Origin of the sequence: Natronorubrum amylolyticum (assembly GCF_052040145.1) — an archaeon.
In the GTDB taxonomy this organism is placed as follows: domain Archaea; phylum Halobacteriota; class Halobacteria; order Halobacteriales; family Natrialbaceae; genus Natronorubrum.
Genome location: NZ_JBPPFW010000003.1, coordinates 310,378 through 328,836 on the forward strand (window position 1 = coordinate 310,378; position 18,459 = coordinate 328,836).

General features: G+C 53.4%; 11 protein-coding genes and 1 pseudogene. 10 read left to right on the top strand and 2 right to left on the bottom strand.

All coding sequences use genetic code 11. The features are described from left to right. Nucleotides 1–133: 133 nt before the first annotated feature. The 8 genes from ACSFDB_RS12910 to ACSFDB_RS12945 all read left to right on the top strand — a co-directional run bounded on the left by ACSFDB_RS12910 (nucleotide 134) and on the right by ACSFDB_RS12945 (nucleotide 13,475). On the top strand, nucleotides 134–2,578 hold the full coding sequence (locus ACSFDB_RS12910; RefSeq protein ID WP_440771390.1) for an MFS transporter: 2,445 nt from the start codon (nucleotides 134–136) through the stop codon (nucleotides 2,576–2,578). A 301-nt stretch (nucleotides 2,579–2,879) separates the two neighbouring features. Then, nucleotides 2,880–4,322 (top strand): sugar transferase, encoded by a 1,443-nt coding sequence (locus ACSFDB_RS12915; protein WP_440771391.1) that lies wholly within the window; start codon nucleotides 2,880–2,882, stop codon nucleotides 4,320–4,322. A gap of 174 nt (nucleotides 4,323–4,496) precedes the next feature. Further along, nucleotides 4,497–5,714 (top strand): glycosyltransferase family 4 protein, encoded by a 1,218-nt coding sequence (locus ACSFDB_RS12920; RefSeq protein ID WP_440771392.1) that lies wholly within the window; start codon nucleotides 4,497–4,499, stop codon nucleotides 5,712–5,714. A gap of 59 nt (nucleotides 5,715–5,773) precedes the next feature. Beyond that, a complete protein-coding gene (gene wecB, locus ACSFDB_RS12925) occupies nucleotides 5,774–6,856 on the top strand; it encodes a non-hydrolyzing UDP-N-acetylglucosamine 2-epimerase (RefSeq protein ID WP_440771393.1) in 1,083 nt (360 codons plus the stop codon). Beyond that, nucleotides 6,853–8,115, top strand: a complete 1,263-nt coding sequence (locus tag ACSFDB_RS12930; protein WP_440771394.1) for a nucleotide sugar dehydrogenase — start codon at nucleotides 6,853–6,855, stop codon at nucleotides 8,113–8,115. Before wecB ends, ACSFDB_RS12930 begins: the two co-directional genes overlap by 4 nt. Before the next feature lie 6 nt (nucleotides 8,116–8,121). Further along, a complete protein-coding gene (locus tag ACSFDB_RS12935; protein ID WP_440771395.1) occupies nucleotides 8,122–9,900 on the top strand; it encodes a heparinase II/III domain-containing protein in 1,779 nt (592 codons plus the stop codon). Between the two features lie 45 nt (nucleotides 9,901–9,945). Continuing rightward, on the top strand, nucleotides 9,946–12,060 hold the full coding sequence (locus tag ACSFDB_RS12940; protein WP_440771396.1) for a bi-domain-containing oxidoreductase: 2,115 nt from the start codon (nucleotides 9,946–9,948) through the stop codon (nucleotides 12,058–12,060). A gap of 35 nt (nucleotides 12,061–12,095) precedes the next feature. Next, complete coding sequence (locus tag ACSFDB_RS12945; protein ID WP_440771397.1) at nucleotides 12,096–13,475, top strand: phenylacetate--CoA ligase family protein; 1,380 nt, start codon at nucleotides 12,096–12,098, stop codon at nucleotides 13,473–13,475. A gap of 10 nt (nucleotides 13,476–13,485) precedes the next feature. Here ACSFDB_RS12945 and ACSFDB_RS12950 read toward each other — a convergent pair whose 3' ends face one another. After that, nucleotides 13,486–14,541, bottom strand: coding sequence for a CapA family protein (locus tag ACSFDB_RS12950; RefSeq protein ID WP_440771398.1), 1,056 nt, complete (start codon nucleotides 14,539–14,541; stop codon nucleotides 13,486–13,488). A 195-nt stretch (nucleotides 14,542–14,736) separates the two neighbouring features. Further along, a pseudogene (locus tag ACSFDB_RS12955) lies at nucleotides 14,737–15,370 on the bottom strand (IS6 family transposase). A gap of 101 nt (nucleotides 15,371–15,471) precedes the next feature. Here ACSFDB_RS12955 and ACSFDB_RS12960 point away from each other — a divergent pair. Both ACSFDB_RS12960 and ACSFDB_RS12965 read left to right on the top strand, forming a co-directional pair. After that, the gene (locus ACSFDB_RS12960; RefSeq protein ID WP_440771399.1) at nucleotides 15,472–16,620 is read left to right on the top strand and encodes a glycosyltransferase family 4 protein; all 1,149 of its coding nucleotides are present in this window, start codon (nucleotides 15,472–15,474) and stop codon (nucleotides 16,618–16,620) included. A 64-nt stretch (nucleotides 16,621–16,684) separates the two neighbouring features. Further along, entirely contained in the window at nucleotides 16,685–18,115 is a 1,431-nt protein-coding gene (locus ACSFDB_RS12965) for a hypothetical protein (protein WP_440771400.1), read from the top strand. Nucleotides 18,116–18,459 lie beyond the last annotated feature (344 nt).

Genomic DNA, 18,459 nt, shown 5'->3' on the forward strand with positions numbered 1-18,459 from the left:
ATACTCGAGCGTTGTCGATGAGGCACGCTCGGTGCGGTGACCAGACACGGGTTCAGTATCGTTCGATTATCGTTCGATCCGAGCGCAGTACGCGCCCAGTCTTTATCAGGATACACATGGAGTGATCGGCGTAATGGCCGACGAACCGGATCCTGCCGCGGTAGCCGACGCGGCAGCTACCTTCCGCGAGGACCGCGACGACGGAGCCCAGGCGCTCGAGACCGTCCTCGCGGTCGACGCCGACCACGACGGCTGGACCTTCGACGAGCTGCCGCTCGATTCGGGGACGTTCGGGGAACTCGTCTCGCGCGATATCGTGACGAAAGACGACGGCGAGTACCGGGTCTCGAGTCGCGAGGGCGTGCGGGCGGGACTCGAGGGCAGGGACGTTTCCGTGGATCGGTCGCGTTCGGCGTCGGGGATCTCGAGTCCGATCGCGCTCGACCCGCGTGCCGCCGTGGGGCTCGTCGGGGTGCTCGGATTGCTGCTCGTGTCGCGACTCTGGACTTACGGATCGGTGTTTCGCGGCGACGAGGTGGTCTCGCCGGCGAACGATCCGTACTATTATCGCTACTGGACGGAGGCGCTGCTCGCGGAGTCGTCGGGGATCACCGATACGAGCGTGATCACGAGCCTTCCCGAGGGCGCGGCCGAACGACGTCCGCTGACGCACTCGACGCACTGGTTTTTCGCCGAGTTGCTCGGCGGCGATCAGTGGGCCGCGGATATGGTCGCCGCGTGGCTCCCCGTCGTCGGAACGGTGCTTCTGGGTATCGTCGTCTACTGGCTCGCCGTCGTCGTCAGCGACGACGTCCGCATCGGACTCGCGTCGGTTATCCTCCTCGCGCTCACGCCGGCCCACGCCGTCTACACGCAGATCGGCTTCCTCGAGCACCGGGTTCACCAGTATCTCTATCTCGGCGTGACGCTGCTGACGCTGGCCTGGCTGGCCGTCGACCTCCGGCGGCGGGCGCTCGAGTCGACGCCGCGGGCGGCGGTAGTCGGGCACCTGCGGAGCCCGTGGACGTGGCTCGCCACCGTCGTGTTGGGGATCGCGGTCACGCTGTCGATGTTCGCCTGGGGCGGCTCGATCGTGATGCTCGTGCCCCTCACGGCGTACGTCGGGCTGAAGGTCGCCATCGACGCCCGTGCCGGGCTCTCGCCCGCGGCGTCGACCGCGCCAATTCTGTGCGGGTTGGCCCTCGGCGCGGCGCTCGGCGCCGTGCTTCACTTCCGGCTGGGCTGGCACGATCGGTTCACCGCGGTCGTTCCCCTGCTCGTCATCGCCGGGATCGTGGCCGTCGCCTGTCTGGGTGAGCTGTGGCGTCGTCTCGAGTGGCACACCGGGGTACTCGTCGGCGTACAGGTGCTCCTGGCCGGCGCCGGTCTCTTCGCGTTCCGTCGCGTGCGACCCGAGGAGTGGACCCGGATGGCCGAGCGCGCCGACGATCTGTTCTTCAGGGAGGGGGCCCAGGAGACGGCGTCGCTTCTCGCCGTCGAGAACGCGGTCGTCCTCGGGCCGCTGACGCAGTTCGGCCTCGGCTTCTACCTCGGGATCATCGTTTTGGGCTGGGCCTGCTGGGTCGCCGTCCGCCGCTACGAACCCGGCTGGTTGTTGCTCGCGGTCTATGCGGTCTGCTGGCTCGCGCTGGCAGCGATTCAGGGGCGCTTCGCGGCGCAGTTGGCGATCCCCATCTCGGTGCTCGGGGGGATGGGGCTCGTTTGGCTGCTGTCCTGGACCCACGTCGCCCGGGATCCGGTGCCGTTCCGAGAGCGCGGGGACGGCGATGTCGAGACCGGATCGGAAGCGGCTCGAGGCACGGTTGCGGACGGCGGCGAACGCCGGCCGAGTCTCGTCGTTCCGGGGGACGCCAAGACGCTCGTCACGCTGGTGTGGATCGTGCTGTTGGTGTGCGGGATGAGTCTCTTCTTCATCCCGTCGATGCTCGCGGAGACGACCCACAGCGACGCGCAGTTCGAGGCCACGGCGGTGATCGACGACCATGCCACGGAGGCGGACCGGGAGTATCCGGAAACCTTCGTCTTCAGCGAGTGGGGGGACAACCGGCTGTACAACTACTTCGTCAACGGGGAGTCGGAGAGCTACGCGTACGCGGAGGCCAACTTCGAGCCGTTCGTGTTCAGCGACGATCCGGACGGCTGGTACGAGGAGTTCGCGGAGCGCGACGTCGGCTACGTCGTGACGACCGACCTGGACGGCGAGTTCGCGGAGACGACTTCGCAGACGCAACTCCACGACGACCTCGGGACGGGTGGGGAGGAAACCGAGCCGCTCGCGCACTACCAGACGATCTACGTGGGTGAGGATGCGACGGCCTTCGCCGTCGTTCCCGGGGCGACGATCACGTCGACCGCGCCGCCCGGCGAGACGGTGGTCGTCGCGACCGAGGTCGAGGTGTCGGGCGAGACGATCTCCTACGAGCGCGAGGTGACCGCGGGCGGAGACGGCTCGCTCGAGGTGACGGTTCCCTACGCGGGCGAGTACGCGGTGGGCGACGGGACGGTCGAGGTCAGCGAGGAGGCGGTCGAGAACGGAGAGACGGTGCAGGTGCAGTGAGCGTTCGGTCTCCGTGCTCGATTTTGCCGCGTTCTGCTTGGGCACCGAGACGAACCGGTTGGTGGCTGGTTGGATCGATTGCTGTGGCTGCTTTCGGGGCACCGGCTGACAGCGCGGCGGTCGCGTTTCTCGACGGAGTAGTGGGGTTTTCCTGGACCCTCGAGCGCGAATCCGTGTCAGCGATTGGTATGTAGTGGTTGGTATGACTCTGTTGTCGTCCGTACAGCTAACGTTCCGAGAACAAATGTACACGATAAAACATGAAATGCACTATGTAACCCCCGGTCGTGTCAGGTAATGAATGTTCACGGGATGGAAGTATCGCACGGTGAGCGTCGTGGGTGTCATACTGCTGACCGTCGGCGCGGTGCTCATCGCGAACCACCAGCTCTCTCAGGCGCTGTTTACCTCGCACGTGCCGCTGTTCAACCGGCTCGAGGTGACCACTCTATCTGGTGAGTCGCTCTACTGGGCGGTCCTCCTGAGCGTGTTGGCGATCGGGGGCAGTCTCGTCCCGCTGTACAAACCCCAGCCGCGGCGGGTGCTGGATACGGTGTTTTTCGCCCAGCGGCGCGTGATCGTGGGCGGGCTCGCGCTCGCGACGCTCGGCTACTTCAAGTGGTCGCACCGATTGCCGCGGGCGACGCTCGTCATGACTATCGGGGCGCTTATCGTCGCGATCCCCGCGTGGTTCGTCTGGATCCACCGCAGCCCGGCCGACGATCCGGGGCGGACGCTCGTGGTCGGCGACGATCTCGAGCAGATGGAGCGGATCACCCCGGCGATCGACGTGCCGGTGCTCGGGTATCTGTATCCGTCCGTGCTCGGCGCTAGTGGTGACTCGGTCTCCGTCCGGACCGTCGCCGACGGCGGGATCACGTCCGGCGCTGGCGTGGCGGCAAGCGGCGGCGAGGGCGACGCCAGTGCGCTCGATCGGTTGGGGGGACTGTCCCGCCTCGAGACCGTCCTGCTCCAGTACGACGTCGACACGGTCGTGCTGGCGTTTCGCGAGCCCGACCGGGCGGAGTTCTTCGGCGCGCTCGACGTCTGTCACCGACACGGGATCGACGCGAAGATCCACCGGGAGTACGCCGACAGCGTGCTCGTCGCCGAAGACGACCTGGAGGGGATCGTCGACGTGGACGTCGAGCCCTGGGATCCGCTCGATCACCTGTTCAAGCGGCTGTTCGACGTCACGTTCGGAGTCGTGGGGCTGGTGGTGTTCGCGCCGGTGTTTGTGTTGATTGCGCTCGCGATCAAACTCGACAGTCCCGGCCCCGCGCTGTACAGCCAAGATCGCACGGCCGGCTTCGGCGATACCTTCCCCGTCTACAAGTTCCGGACGATGGTCCCCGAGGGCGAATCCGCGGTGCCGTCTTCGGACGGGGAGAACGATCGGATTACTCGCGTCGGGCGGGTACTTCGGCGGACGCACCTCGACGAGCTGCCCCAGCTGTGGTCGATCTTCGTCGGCGACATGAGCGTCGTCGGCCCGCGCGCGGCGTGGACGGAAGAGGAGGTGTTGCTCGAGGAGGACGCGCCGGCGTGGCGGAAACGATGGTTTGTGAAGCCCGGATTGACCGGGTTGGCGCAGATTAACGGTGCGAAGAGTACGGATCCCGAGGCGAAGTTGCGGTATGATTTAGAGTACATTCGGAAGCAGTCGCCGTGGTTCGATCTGAAAATTGTTGTGCGGCAGGTTTGTGGGGTGCTCGAGGATGTGCGGGAGATTGTGTGGCGATAATGAAAAGCGGACGAATCATCGATCACTAGTGAAACTTAGATATCGGTCGCTGTTGAGGGAGTGAATCGCTCGTACTAGAACGACTCCTACGGTAGTACAGCCAACTTTCCTAGCCGAATTCAAACACCAGATAATTAACTGTATACCTGATCCCTACGCGTACGTGGATACCAAATGACGGACGATACTGATTCGATTCTCGTCGTAACACAGTACTTCCCACCGGAAACAGGGGCCTCTCAGACGAGATGGGATGAGTTATCTAAACGGTGGTCTGACGACGCCTCTGTGACCGTTCTCACATCTGCACCCGATTACCCGGAAGGTGAAATTTACGACGGTTACGATAACCAATGGCTGCGACGCGAGCAACGGGATGGCGTCGACGTCATGTACACGAAAACGATCACTTCGCCCAGCGGAAATTTGATCCGACGCAGTCTGAAGTTCGTCTGGTTCATGCTGATTTCGATGATCGTTGGAATTCGATATACGACCCCGACAGCCGTCGTCGCGACGTCACCACAGCCGCTCACTGGGGTTTCCGCCTGGGTGATCGCTCGAGTTCGTCGCGCGACGTTCGTATTCGAAGTCCGCGACCTGTGGCCCGAGTCGATTCTGGCGGTTAGCGACTTCGATAATCAGCTCGTGATCTGGGTTTTGAACCGAACGGTGACGTTTCTGTACCGGCGGTCTGATCACCTCGTCGTCGTTTCGCAGGCGTTCATCGACCCGATCGTCGACTGTGGTGTCGATCGATCGAAAATCGCGTTTCATCCCAATGGGATCGACCTCGAGTTCTATCAACGCGAAGACGGCGGTTCTCCAGTTCTGGACGAGTTCGACGACGAGTTCACGATCTCGTACGTCGGGACGATTGGGCGGGCACACGGGCTGGCCGTTGTCCTCGAGGCCGCTCCAAAGTTAGATGACATCCAGTTCGTGCTGGTTGGCGACGGGGCTGAACGCGAGGAACTCGAAGCCCGAGCGACCGATCTCGATAACGTGGTCTTTACTGGACGTCGACCGAAAGAGGAAGTTCCAGATATTCTCCGAGAGTCTGACGTTGCACTCGTCCACCTGAAGCCACGTCAGGTCTTCGAGACAGTGATTCCGTCGAAACTACTCGAGTCGATGGCGGCGGAACTTCCGGTCATCTTGGGGGTTCACGGGGAGGCCGAACGAATCCTCACGGAAGCAGAGGCCGGAATCGTTATGGAACCAGGTGACAGCGATGAGCTGGCTACAGCAGCTAGGCGGCTCCAGAGCAACCCAGACGAACGACGGGAACTCGCCGTCTCTGGTCGGGAGTACGTCGTCGAGCATTTCAACTGGGAAACGATCTCCGACGAGTATTTAACGACCATCACTAGTGATTCGGGTCGTTCGTAGCGAATACGAGTTTTTAAGTCCAATCGCAGGATTCACACACCTGACGAAAGATCAAGACGATGTCTTCTACCCTATGTTTCGTACTAGGAACGAGACCGGAGATAATCAAACTCTCTCCGGTTATTCGTGCCTGTCAACGACGGAATGTATCGTTCTCGATCATCCACACCGGTCAACACTACTCCGATGAACTCGATTCGGTATTCTTCGACCAACTCGAGCTCCCGATACCGGAATATAATCTGGCGGTGGGGTCGGGTGACCACGGAGAGCAAACCGGGAAGATGATTGTCGAGATCGAATCCGTACTGGAGGAAGAACGGCCTGAAGTCGTACTCGTTCAGGGTGACACCAATTCGGTGCTCGCCGGGACGATTGCGGCGACCAAAATGGACGGAATCGACGTTGGGCACGTTGAGGCAGGACTCAGAAGCTTCGACCGAGACATGCCGGAGGAAGTTAATCGTCGACTCGCGGATCACGCTGCCGATTATCTGTTTCCCCCGACCGAGACATCGCAGGATCAGTTACTCGAAGAGGGACTTCCAGAAGAGTGGATCACGGTCACCGGAAATACGATCGTCGATGCCGTAATGCAGAACGTCGAAATCGCTCACGAACGAAGTGACGTTCGCTCACGGCTGGGCGTAGAAGATCGATTCGCACTGTTGACAGCCCACCGTGCAGAAAACGTCGACGACAGAGAGCGGTTCGTCTCTCTACTCGATGGGGTAGCGACGGCCGCCGAGGAGTACGACCTTCCAGTCGTGTACCCGATTCATCCTCGAGCGAAAAAGCAGATCGAGGAGTTCGAAATCGACGTGCCCGAATCCATCCAGCTCGTAGAACCACAGGAATTCCTCGACTTCCTCGTTTTGGAAGACGATGCTACGATCGTCTTCACCGATTCGGGGGGTGTACAAGAGGAGAGCTGTATTTTGCAAACTCCCTGTGTGACTTTACGAGACAATACCGAACGACCGGAGACTGTGGAAGTTGGCGCGAATAAAATAGTCGGCGTAGAGGCAGCAGGGATCGCGGATGGGACTCGAGAAATGCTTTCGATGGAATCAGATTGGGAGAACCCCTTCGGCGACGGAACGGCAGGAGAACGAATACTCGACACTCTCGGATACGAATGACAGACGACAAACCACGCATTTGTGTACACGGACTCGGATACGTCGGACTCCCGACAGCGGCCATCCTCGCGAACTCCGGTTACGAAGTGTACGGATTCGACGCGGATCCACAGCACCGTCACAACCTCGAGAACAGGGATTTTACGTTCGAAGAACCTGACCTCGAGCGGTTCGTGAGTCGGGCTCTCGACGATGATCTACTGATCGTCGAGGATCCACTATCGGCGGAGTTTCACATAATCTGCGTCCCAACCCCGTACGATACTGATCTCGATCGAACGGACCTCTCGTACGTAGAGGCTGCCGGGGAAGCCGTCGCAGAACTACTACGTCCGGGTGATACGGTTCTCCTTTCGTCGACGGTTCCACCAGGGACGACGGCTACGAGGCTTCGGGAGATAATTGAGCGAGCGGATCTCTCTGCGACCGAGGATATCGTACTCGGCTACAGTCCGGAGACGGTACTACCCGGAAACACGTTGCGAGAGCTTCGGGAGAACGACAGACTCGTCGGGACGGTTGGCGGTCAGCCTACGGACGAGATCGTCGCGTTGTACGACTCGTTCGTTTCGGGAGATATCAGGACGACGGACGCCACTACCGCAGAATTCGTCAAACTCATTCAGAACGCCTACCGGGACGTGAACATCGCGTTCGCGAACGAGATTGCAAAGTTATCTCAGGAGTTCGGTATCGATTCTCGAGACTCGATCGCACTCGCAAACGAGCATCCGCGCGTGGAGATCCTGCGACCGGGTCCGGGCGTGGGAGGGCACTGTATCCCGATCGATCCGCTGTTTTTGAACCACGGAAACGATATCCCGATGCTGATCGAGACTGCTCGGACAGTCAACAACGAGATGGTTGCTTTCGTCAGACAACTACTCTCGGCCGCGCTCGGGGACGTAGCGGGTTCGACGGTGACGATACTCGGAGTTGCATACAAGGGTGGTGTTGCGGATACGAGAGAAAGTCCAGCCTTCTCATTAATAGATCGTCTTGCGGAGGCAGAAGTCGATGAGATTCGGCTTACAGATCCGTACGTGAAAGAAGAGGTTCAGGACGTTGAATTGCTGCCTCTGGAAGAGAGCCTCGAGGAGAGTGATGCTGCCGTAGTCATAACGGATCATCCGGAATACGGGGCGCTCGATCCGGAGTCGTTCGCGAACCGAATGAAGGGGAATGTGATCGTCGATACACGAGCAATGTTGGACATGGAACGATGGGAGGCTGCCGGTTTCGACGTGTATCAGGTGTAAGGTCACATGACTGATTATTTGACGCTCTTCGGAACTGCGATCAACAAGCGTCCCGAACAGCTTGCCGGGATTTTCAAGCGGTCGCTCAAGGCGAAGTTGCTCCCCCGGCTTCCCGTGGATATCAACCAGCGATACGAACATCGCGTTCCCGAGGACCCAACTGCAATCGTTGAACCTGTCCGGGAGAACACGGCACAGCTCCAACGGAGTACGGTGTCCCGAAGCGAAACGTACCGCGAGAAGGCAACCGAAGCTGCCGACGGAACCCTGACGTTCCTCAACGAGTCCGTGGAATTTCCTGATGGTGAGCGTGTTTCGTTATCTCCCGAGAGGCTCGCGGACCAGTCTCTCCACTGGAAGCTGAAGTGCTGGGGATTCGAACACCTGAAATGGGTATGGCTCGGCTATTCGGAGCCGGAGTCGCTCCCCGACGAACAGCAACGGGTTCACCAACAGTGGCTCGACGAGTGGATTGACGGCCATCCAATCGCGGCAGAACCGGGCTATCTCCGACGAGAGTGGATGCCGCACTCGGTCTGTCTGCGGATCTGTAACTGGAGTCGGTACGAAGCGGTTTTTGGTGAGGAGTTGTCGCCGGAATTCTCTCGAGAGATTCGGAAATTCGTGTACAAAAACGCGGCGTTCCTCTCTGACAACGTCGAGTACGGTGTCGGCGGAAACCACCTGATCGAGAACGCGGTCGCCCTAGTGATTGCAGGTGTCTATCTAGACGAGCGTCAATGGCGTCAGCAGGGACAGCGACTGTTCGAACGAGCGGCCTCGAATCAGTTCTTCGACGACGGCGGCCATTTCGAGCGGTCGCCGATGTATCACGCAATCGTCTGTCAGCGGTATCTGAGCGCGGTATCGCTCTTGGGGATGGTAGGTGAGTCGTCGGATGTGATATCTAGCTGTGCTACCGAAAGTGCACGCTTTCTGCAACGGTTACGGCCACCGGACGGTCGAATTCCACTGCTAAACGACTCCGTGTTCGGTGAGGCGCTCGCTCTGGACGACTGTCTCGCGTACGCCCAGGAGGTTGGAGTGATCGATTCCTTGACTGCACCACAGACAAATCGAATGGACGGCTCCGGGTTCTACTGGCTCGGTGATGGGGACGATAGAATGCTCGTAGCGGCACACGAGATCGCAGTTCCGCATATCCCCGCTCACGCTCACGCTCATCCCGGACAGATTTGTCTCTGGATCGATGGGCAGCGAGTGTTTACCGATACAGGCGTTTACGAATACGCAGCGGGAGATCGTCGTCAGCGTGCTCGAAGTATCCGGAGTCATAACACCGTACAGGTCGGTGAAGCAGAACCCGTTCGAATGGCCTCTTCGTTCTGGCTCTTGGGACGTCTCAATCCGTCGGTATCGTTCGACAAATCGGCAGAGACACTCGAATTCACATACTCGGTGAGTGGGATTGGCCGTCCAAGGTACAAGCACAATCGAAAGATCAAGCACGAGTCGGGCGTTTGGACAGTGGTCGATCAAGTTGGTAATAGCGACTCACCAGTAATGAGTCGGTTGCACGTACATCCGAAGTTTGATGCGCGAGTGGCAGACGAACGAGTCGAGGTTACGGATTCAACGGGCGAGACTGTAGTTTCGGCAGTGCCGTTCGGGCACGAACAGCTCTCCGTGGAGACGGCACCGTACTATCCTGAATATGGGATCGACTCCGCTCGAGACGTGATCGTACTGCAGCAATCTCATTCGGAGCCAGTCGGGGTTCATCTCACTCAATCAACTGAGAAATTCGCTGATCAGAGTCTATAGACGGATGATAAAACAAAAACAACAGCAGGTAGAAGGAGAACAGTAATGCGACAACTTCAGCAGAATTTCAGTAGCGGGGAATTGGAACTCGCCGAGGTTCCGGAGCCTCGTCTCTCGTCAAACGGCGTTCTCGTTGACACCCGGTATTCGTTAGTCAGTGCCGGGACGGAACGCGCAATGATGGAACTGGCGAACAAGACGCTCCTCGGGAAAGCAAAGGAACGACCGGATCTCGTCAAAGAGGTCGTCAACAAGGCGCGCAATGATGGCCTCCATTCCACGTATCACTCGGTGAAGTCCCGCTTAGACAAGCCTCTTCCGCTCGGCTACAGCTGCTCGGGGAGAGTAATCGAGGTCGGAGAGGATGTTTCTAACTTTTCCGTCGGTGATTCCGTGGCTTGTGGCGGTGCCGAATATGCGACTCACTCGGAGATCAACCACGTTCCGGAGAATCTCTGTGTCTCGGTTCCCGATGGCGTTTCCCTCCGCGATGCGTCCTTTACTACCGTCGGTGCAATCGCGTTGCAGGGAGTTCGACGTCTCGATCCAACGCCCGGTGAACGGTTTGCAGTGATTGGCCTCGGTCTGGTCGGACGGCTCACGTCGAAGCTCTTGTCGGCGTACGGCCATCCCGTACTCGGAATCGACATTGACGAGTCAAAGATGTCAGCTGCCGATGAACTCGAAGCTGGAGCTGTTATCGGACAAGACAACGTCGAGCACATCGCTGAATCGTTCGGCGAGGGCGGTGGCGTAGACGGTGTTGTTATCGCTGCGGCGACGGATTCCGATGAACCGGTCGAGATGGCCGGAGAGATTACTCGGGAACAGGGGCGGGTATCAGTCGTCGGCGACGTCGGGATGGACATTCCACGAGCAGCGTACTACGAAAAGGAACTGGATTTCCGACTGTCGAGATCGTACGGCCCTGGCAGGTACGATCGAACCTACGAGGAGAAGGGGCTTGACTATCCGATCGGATACGTTCGCTGGACGGAAAACCGGAACATGGCGGAATTCCTTCGACTCGTTGGTGACGGGAGTATCAACCTCGACGAGTTCGTGTCACACTCGTATTCGTTCGACGAAGCGTTGGATGCGTACGATCTCATTCTAGAGGGCGGTGATTACACGGGAGTCGTTCTCGAATACGATAGCGAAACCGAGCAGCGAAGCACCGGTCTTACGCTCAAGTCGGTCTCCAAGCGGTCCGTACCGGGCGAGGTCTCGGTTGGAATGATCGGTGCCGGCAATTTCGCGACGAGTACCCTACTTCCAGCGATTTCGAGCGTTGACGACATCGATATTACTGCGGTCGCAACAGCGACCGGTGGGAGTGCTAAGGCGGTGGGAAAGAAGTACGAAGCCAACTACATCACGACGAATTACGACGTGATCATCGAGGATCCGGATATCGATCTCGTCGTCATCGCTACCCGGCATGATCTCCACGCGGAGATCGCGGCCAAGGCACTAGATGCTGGGAAGAACGTCCACGTCGAGAAACCACCTGCACTCAATCGTGAGGAGCTTCAAAGCGTGGTTGACGCAGAGCAGGCGTCGGATGGACGTTTGATGGTCGGATACAATCGGCGGTTTTCCGAACCAGCGCAGGATATCGCTAGCGCACTAAATCCCAACGCTCCGCTGATGGCTAATTATCGAGTGAACGCCGGATCCGTACCGCTCGACCACTGGACACTCGATCCTGAGGAAGGAGGTGGGCGAATTATCGGTGAGGTATGTCACTTCGTGGACTTGCTACAGTTTTTCGTCAATGATTCGCCCGAATCCGTCTATGCGAATGGTCCTGCCGTTCCAGCGGAATCACCCACCAGACAGAATGTACAGGTCGTAATCGATTTCAACGACGGCTCGACTGGGACAATCACGTATACGGTGCTCGGAGACGGTTCGGACGGAAAGGAATATCTCGAGGTACACAGTGGCGAGAATACGTACCGCATCGACGACTTCAAAACCGGACGGCTGGGTCTCGATCAATCGAAAGGGTTCGAGAACGAGTTTCGAGCGTTTGTCGACGCGATTCAGAACGGAGATCAGTCCCCGATCTATATCGGCTCTCTCGTAGAAACATCGTTGACGACGTTCGCGATCCGTGAGTCGTTGAAGGAAGAAGCGTCCATCAGACCTGACTGAAAGTCCGATGAGAGCGAACTGAAGTAGGTGATTCCATGGTACTTAACACAATACGGAAGTGGTATCGACGAACTCCGGAATCGGTTCGGAAACCGATCGAATTCGTCCCGATCAAATACCGTCTCGGCGGGAGTGATTTCTCCGAGACGTACTCGTTTTTGGAGCGATCGGAGAAGTGGTCACGGGAGCAGTTAGAAGACTATCAGCGGGAGCAACTCGATCAGCTCTTGCAGTTCGCTACCGAAACCGTTCCCTATTATCAAGATCAGTCGCTCCCACACGAGGATCCATTTCGGAATCTCAAGGTGTTCCCCATCGTGGAGAAGGAAGAGATACGGAACAGGAAGGAAGAATTCGAGTCAACTAGCTCCCCTTCGAAACAGGCACATAAAATAACGACAGGAGGAACATCCGGCGAGCCCTTCGCTTTTACCCTCGCTGATTCAGCATACGGTAAGGAATGGGCGTTTATCATGCATGGCTGGAAGCGAGTGGGGTATTCGCCGGGCGATCAGCTCATCACATTCAAAGCGATCAGTTATGGTGATACAGAAGAAGGAAAATACTGGAAATACAATCCGATCTATAACACGTACGAGTTCTCTCCGTATCATTTGACTATCGATAATATCGACAAATACGTTCGAAAGATAAACGCGATCGGTCCAGATTACATTCACGGATACCCATCGGCGATCACGAAATTAGCAAATCTCGTGGAAGAAAGCCCGAGAGAGTTCCCGGATATCGAGGGAGTGCTCGCGGCTTCAGAGAACGTCTATCAGACCCAACGGGAGATCATAGAGGAAGCCCTTAATACTCGACTGTTTTCGCACTACGGACAATCCGAAAAGGTCGCTCTTGCAGCAGAGTGCGAGCAATCGAACAAGTACCATCTCTATCCCCAATATGGAGTCACCGAGATACTCGATGAGGACGGAAACGAAGTAGCTGTAGGGGAAACGGGAGAAATTGTTGCGACAGGGTTTTTGAACAGAGCGATGCCATTTATCCGGTATAAAACGGGGGACTACGCGACCAAAGGACAGATCGGGGCCTGTTCTTGCAGACGCCAATATCGAGTGTTGCAATCAATTCAAGGTCGAGAGGAAAAGGAACGGAGTATCTACGTCGACGAATCTCACGAAGTTGCGATCCATCTCATCTATTATGCGATGCACGGGTCGACCCTTGACAGTGTAAGTTCCATCCAGTTCTATCAACAGGCTCCCGGTGAGATTGTAGTTCGAATCGAACCTCGAGATGATCCAGACTCGATAGACACGGGTGGGATCATCAATGCGTTCAAAGGAAGGCTAGGAGAGGAGTTCGGCGTGGATATCGAATTCGTTGACCGTGTTGAACTCACGAATTCTGGCAAAAAGCAACTCCTCATTCAAGACTATAATCCATAGGCTACTCCTGTTACTTGCGGATACTAGAGTATTTATCGACAGCAAATTGCCGATATTTACAGTACATATCTTTCATTTTGTTTATTCTCTCCTGGTCTGGTTCAACGTAGACAGGAACAAGTGACTTTACTCGACGGTTTTTTCGGAACCACTTCGTATATTCATCATGAGACATTCCTTGATATGGAGTGAGTTCTTTCACACGTTTGGATTCAGATAAGCGATCACTCTCAATATAGGTCACTGAATGATCCTCAGAATGATAGCGATACCAGTGGCAAAGTAATCCCACAGACGGAGACCATTCCACTGCAAGCTGAAGTGTCGATATTTCTGGATAGGACAGTTCTCCTCCGAAGAAAACACCATGTGGGATGAACCAGTTCCCCAGGCTATAAATGATCGGAGTAGACTTGTGGATTTCTATTCCAGACACAATATGAGGGTGATGACCAACGATGATATCTGCACCACGATCAGCTGCCTGGAAAGCTAACTTTCGATGCATCGGTTGTGGATGACGCTCTAGATTGTAGTTCCAGTGGAATAATACTATTAATTCATTACCCATATATTTCTCTTTAGCATATTCGATCATATTTAGAACATACGTGGGATTAAGAGGGTTAACACCTGGAGACTTTATGGTTGCTGGGGATGAACCTATAACATTCCATCCGAATGCTAAAACAGTGTATTCATATGACCCCTGACAGAATGTTTGAACTTGGGCTGCCGAGCCAATATTATCACCAGCTCCTATCGAGGAAATACCACTCCCTTTCAAGTGGTATGTTGTTTCCTTTACTGTGGGATGAACGTCTAACAGATGATTATTTGCCAAATTCACCAAATCAACACCCATATCAAGAAGAAAATCTAGACACGATTTGTGATTAAAAAGAATGTTTTTGGTATGAAGTGGACCATCCCATTCAACTATATCTCCTTCAAGATTAGCTATTACCGTCGAGTTTTTGAAAGGGAGTTTAGATTGTTCAATAGTTGGTGAGACTCTGGATGAATAAGCAATGTCACCGATAAAGGAAACTGATTTTTCTTTCATTCTAATCTATTCTCATAGTGGATTATTATCTGGCTCTTATCCCGACCTAAATGATGTCGTCCAATAATTCGATCTGCATGCCTTTAGTCTATTTCTCTTTACGCATGTCTTTCGACTCATGCGGATAAACTTACCTATGGGGCGTGAGGGCACTGTCTAGTTTAGCACCTCGGCTTGCATCTGTCCGTTGAGTGATTAGTGCGGTCGTTGTGTGTTATAGTAGTGTACAAACTGCTCAAGCCATTCTCTGACGCTCGCCCGACTGCCCCCCACGAATTATGGAAGCGGTCAACCCGCATCTTGAAAATCTGAAACCACTTTTCGATCAGGTTTCTCTCGACGTAGTCGATCTGACCGCTTAACCCTAATCGAGAGAGGGCAGCAGATAGCCGTAGCCATCGACGAGAAACACAACGTCGGAGAGATCGTGTTTCTCGGTCAATCGGTGCAGGAACACAGCGGCTGGATCGGTGCCTTGCCGTCCGAACACTGCGATATCAAGAATTAGGCGTGAGTCTAGATCTATTGCAGCGTATACCCAAGACCAGTTGCCGTTGATCTTGATAGCGGTTTCATCAATGGCGACCCGCGACGGCTGCGCCGTCGGCGGGTCTGACACGCTATCAGCCAGCCGATGTACCCAGTACCAGATTGCTTGATGAGATCGTTCTACGCCGATCAAGCGAATAATTGCTTGTGTCTCACGGAGAGAACAACCGGTCGCGTGGAGACGGATGGCGACACCCGTCAGGGTGTTCGCCGTCCGCTCACGCTCCCAAGATTCATCAAATTCCGCCGCATAGCACTCGCTGAGCAGGTCTGCGAGCATAGTTCCAACCAAACTCTACGACCTGCTCACTTCTCAAACTGCGCTAACTAGAGGATGCCGGCGTGAGATTCTTATAATAGTCTTTACTACCCACTATTAGAGTGAGTGCCGAAATGAAAATAGCAATAAATGGATTATCTGCAAAGATAGGGGGCGGAGTTACTTATCTTAATGAGGTATGTACACAGGTCTGTATGCAAGAAGTCGGACATACATATATATTATTTGTGAGGAGTGATAAAAGAGATGAAATAGTGTCTTATGAGTGTGACAAATTACAAGTGGTCGAAGTTGATGTTAAAAATATCGCACATAGATTCCTATATGAGCAATTAGTTCTTCCATATATCATAGCAAAAGAGGATGTAGATGTTCTATATTCTCCAGCCGAAATAACTACTTTCTTGACGACTTGCCCCGTTATTTTGGGAGTCCAAAATTACAACATATACCATGAAGAGGTAGAGTTTTCCGACCCAATCACATCTTTGAAAATTAAAATTATGGAAAAGCTAGCTTGTCTATCAGCAAAAAAAGCTTCAAAGGTTGTATTTACATCTAACACAGCTAAAGACCATATTGGGGATAAATTGTCGATCGGGGAATTGAAGCGGGAGACTATATACCACGGAGTCAACCTAGAAGACTTTAAACCAAACCAAGACAAATCGCGAAATATTCGGAGGGGAAAATATATACTATGCGTATCAGATACCTCGAAGCATAAGAATATAGAGACACTTGTCGAAGCATACACTAGTTTAGACAAAGAACTGAAAAATAATTATGATCTCGTAATAGTTGGAAAGAAGAGAGAGCATTACTATAATAATATTGAACCGATATTAGATGAAAATAATTTTGTCGGGGAAATAGATTTCGTTGGAAGAGTGGATTTTAATTCTGTGGCCCAATACTATTACAATGCATCTCTTTTTGTTCTCCCATCTAGACTAGAAACGTTTGGGATGACTTTACTAGAGGCTATGGCCTCAGAAACACCAGTTATTGCATCCAATGCCACAGCTATACCAGAGATTGTTGATGAAGCAGGACTATTATTCGATCCAGACAGTGTATCTGAATTAAGTGACAAAATGTCATTAGTCCTCACTGAGCCGAACTTGCGAAATGACCTAATTCAGAAAGGGAAGAAAAGATCTAAAGAGTTTACATGGGAAAAGTCAGTCAGTAGATTAATTAGTGTCTTTCATAATGCCACCAATTATAACAAAGATAATTATTTTTAAGATGAGCTAGATGTGTAGGGTCTGATAAAAATTTTAATGAAGCCACGAGATATAGAGTTGATTAATGAGGTCTCTGTTCCCCAGATACGTATCTATTCCAATCAGCAAACTTTTTTTAGTTGCTGTGGCTGCCCCAATAATAATACTTATTCTTTCAATTGTAAACCACTATTCTGATGCCGGACAAGAATACAACACTATCCTGATATTTATGTTCTTGATTATAATATCCTATTCCTCTTTTATGGTTTATGTAGATGTGGTTAATAATGTAATTTCTATCAACCTAATTCATTGGTTTTTTATTCTTATATTCTTTGGTGTTAGTCCATTTACACAATATATATCTGGGACTTTTAGATACCCCCTCTCAGAACCACACATGATTTTTGCTAATGTTATGATTATGGGATGGTGTTTAATATACACGTACGGCTATTCTATTGGAAAGGCCCAGGAAAATTCAATTGACAGGAGTGATCTCCGCGCTCATGTGCATATAGACGCAAAGCCATTGGCTTTTGTACTATCTGCGGGGTTGTTCATATCTATACTACTCTTGTTATTACTTGGCTTCGACGCATTTTTAACACGGGGGACAAGAAGCGCTGCAGTAGCAGCTCAAATTGGTTCGGGACCCCCTTCAATATTATTAACACGATTCATTAGGCCCATTGTACTATTTTGCGCTGTTTTTGGGTTTGCGTATGTGATTTTAACAGAGAATTCTTATCGAAGATTGCTACCACTATTAGTTGTGATGTTTCCAGTGGCACTATATATCAATAACCCCATGTCGAATGCACGATTTTATGCTTTTGCTATTTTATATGGGATATTTGCCTTGGTTATGGTTCGAACCATTCGAAATGGTCTTCCTTCATTTTATGTATTGTTGGTCGGTTTATTCGGGCTACAGATATTTAATTGGTTGAGACATGCATCTACATTTGATATAGGAGAATACCGGCCGATGGGAGAATATTTGACCACTGGCACTTTTGATGCTTATGAAAATTTTGTCCACACTATTGATTTTGTGAATACAAATAGTGTTGTATATGGAAGGCAATTCTTAGGAGGGATCCTCTTTTTCATACCACGCTCACTCTGGGGAGATAAGCCTATAGGGTCCGGAGCGATGATATATCAATGGTTGGACACACAACACGAGGTTCATAATTTCAACGTTGCAAACCCATTTATATCGGAGTTGTTCTTGAATTTCCATATTCTGGGGGTAATATTAGGTGCTATAGTGTTTGGCTTCATTATTGGAAGGACTGATATGCGATACAAGAGAGCTGTACAGAATAATAATCAATTCAAAGATAATCGAGTGGACACATATGAGTTGTTTTACCCGTTTCTACCAGGGCTGATGTTGTTATTTTTGCGAGGTGATTTTCTCTCTAGTTACTCTTTCCTTGTGTTATTCATTTTCGCATTCATTAGTGTATTTTCTGTATTTTATATATATCAATTCTTGCGCTAGATTTTCGGCTGGTTTCGGCCGCTGGAGTTGAATAACCACTCAATTTTCGACGAACAACGCGGTTAGATAGCCACCAGCAACAACGAGAACTCTTTCTCGCCATGATCGTGTTTCTCGGTGAGTCAGTTCAAAATGCCGCCGCGAGATCGGTTCTTCAAGACTGAACACACCAATTTTTAGCAGGAGCCTTGTTTCTGCATTGATCGCCGCGTACAACCACTTTTTCTCGCCGTCTACCTCAATCTATTTCCAGCCGGGACATCTGCTCCTTTAGCAGGTTGATCTACACTTCCTCAGACGTATGGGTCCAATACCAAAAGAACGACGACATAGTAATTTGAGCA

What these genes read in the sequence shown, in the direction of transcription:
- ACSFDB_RS12910 (WP_440771390.1), top strand. Translation starts at nt 134, where the DNA reads ATGGCCGACGAACCGGATCCTGCCGCGGTAGCCGACGCGGCAGCTACC.
- ACSFDB_RS12915 (WP_440771391.1), top strand. Translation starts at nt 2,880, where the DNA reads ATGTTCACGGGATGGAAGTATCGCACGGTGAGCGTCGTGGGTGTCATA.
- ACSFDB_RS12920 (WP_440771392.1), top strand. Translation starts at nt 4,497, where the DNA reads ATGACGGACGATACTGATTCGATTCTCGTCGTAACACAGTACTTCCCA.
- wecB (WP_440771393.1), top strand. Translation starts at nt 5,774, where the DNA reads ATGTCTTCTACCCTATGTTTCGTACTAGGAACGAGACCGGAGATAATC.
- ACSFDB_RS12930 (WP_440771394.1), top strand. Translation starts at nt 6,853, where the DNA reads ATGACAGACGACAAACCACGCATTTGTGTACACGGACTCGGATACGTC.
- ACSFDB_RS12935 (WP_440771395.1), top strand. Translation starts at nt 8,122, where the DNA reads ATGACTGATTATTTGACGCTCTTCGGAACTGCGATCAACAAGCGTCCC.
- ACSFDB_RS12940 (WP_440771396.1), top strand. Translation starts at nt 9,946, where the DNA reads ATGCGACAACTTCAGCAGAATTTCAGTAGCGGGGAATTGGAACTCGCC.
- ACSFDB_RS12945 (WP_440771397.1), top strand. Translation starts at nt 12,096, where the DNA reads ATGGTACTTAACACAATACGGAAGTGGTATCGACGAACTCCGGAATCG.
- ACSFDB_RS12950 (WP_440771398.1), bottom strand. Translation starts at nt 14,541, where the DNA reads ATGAAAGAAAAATCAGTTTCCTTTATCGGTGACATTGCTTATTCATCC.
- ACSFDB_RS12965 (WP_440771400.1), top strand. Translation starts at nt 16,685, where the DNA reads ATGAGGTCTCTGTTCCCCAGATACGTATCTATTCCAATCAGCAAACTT.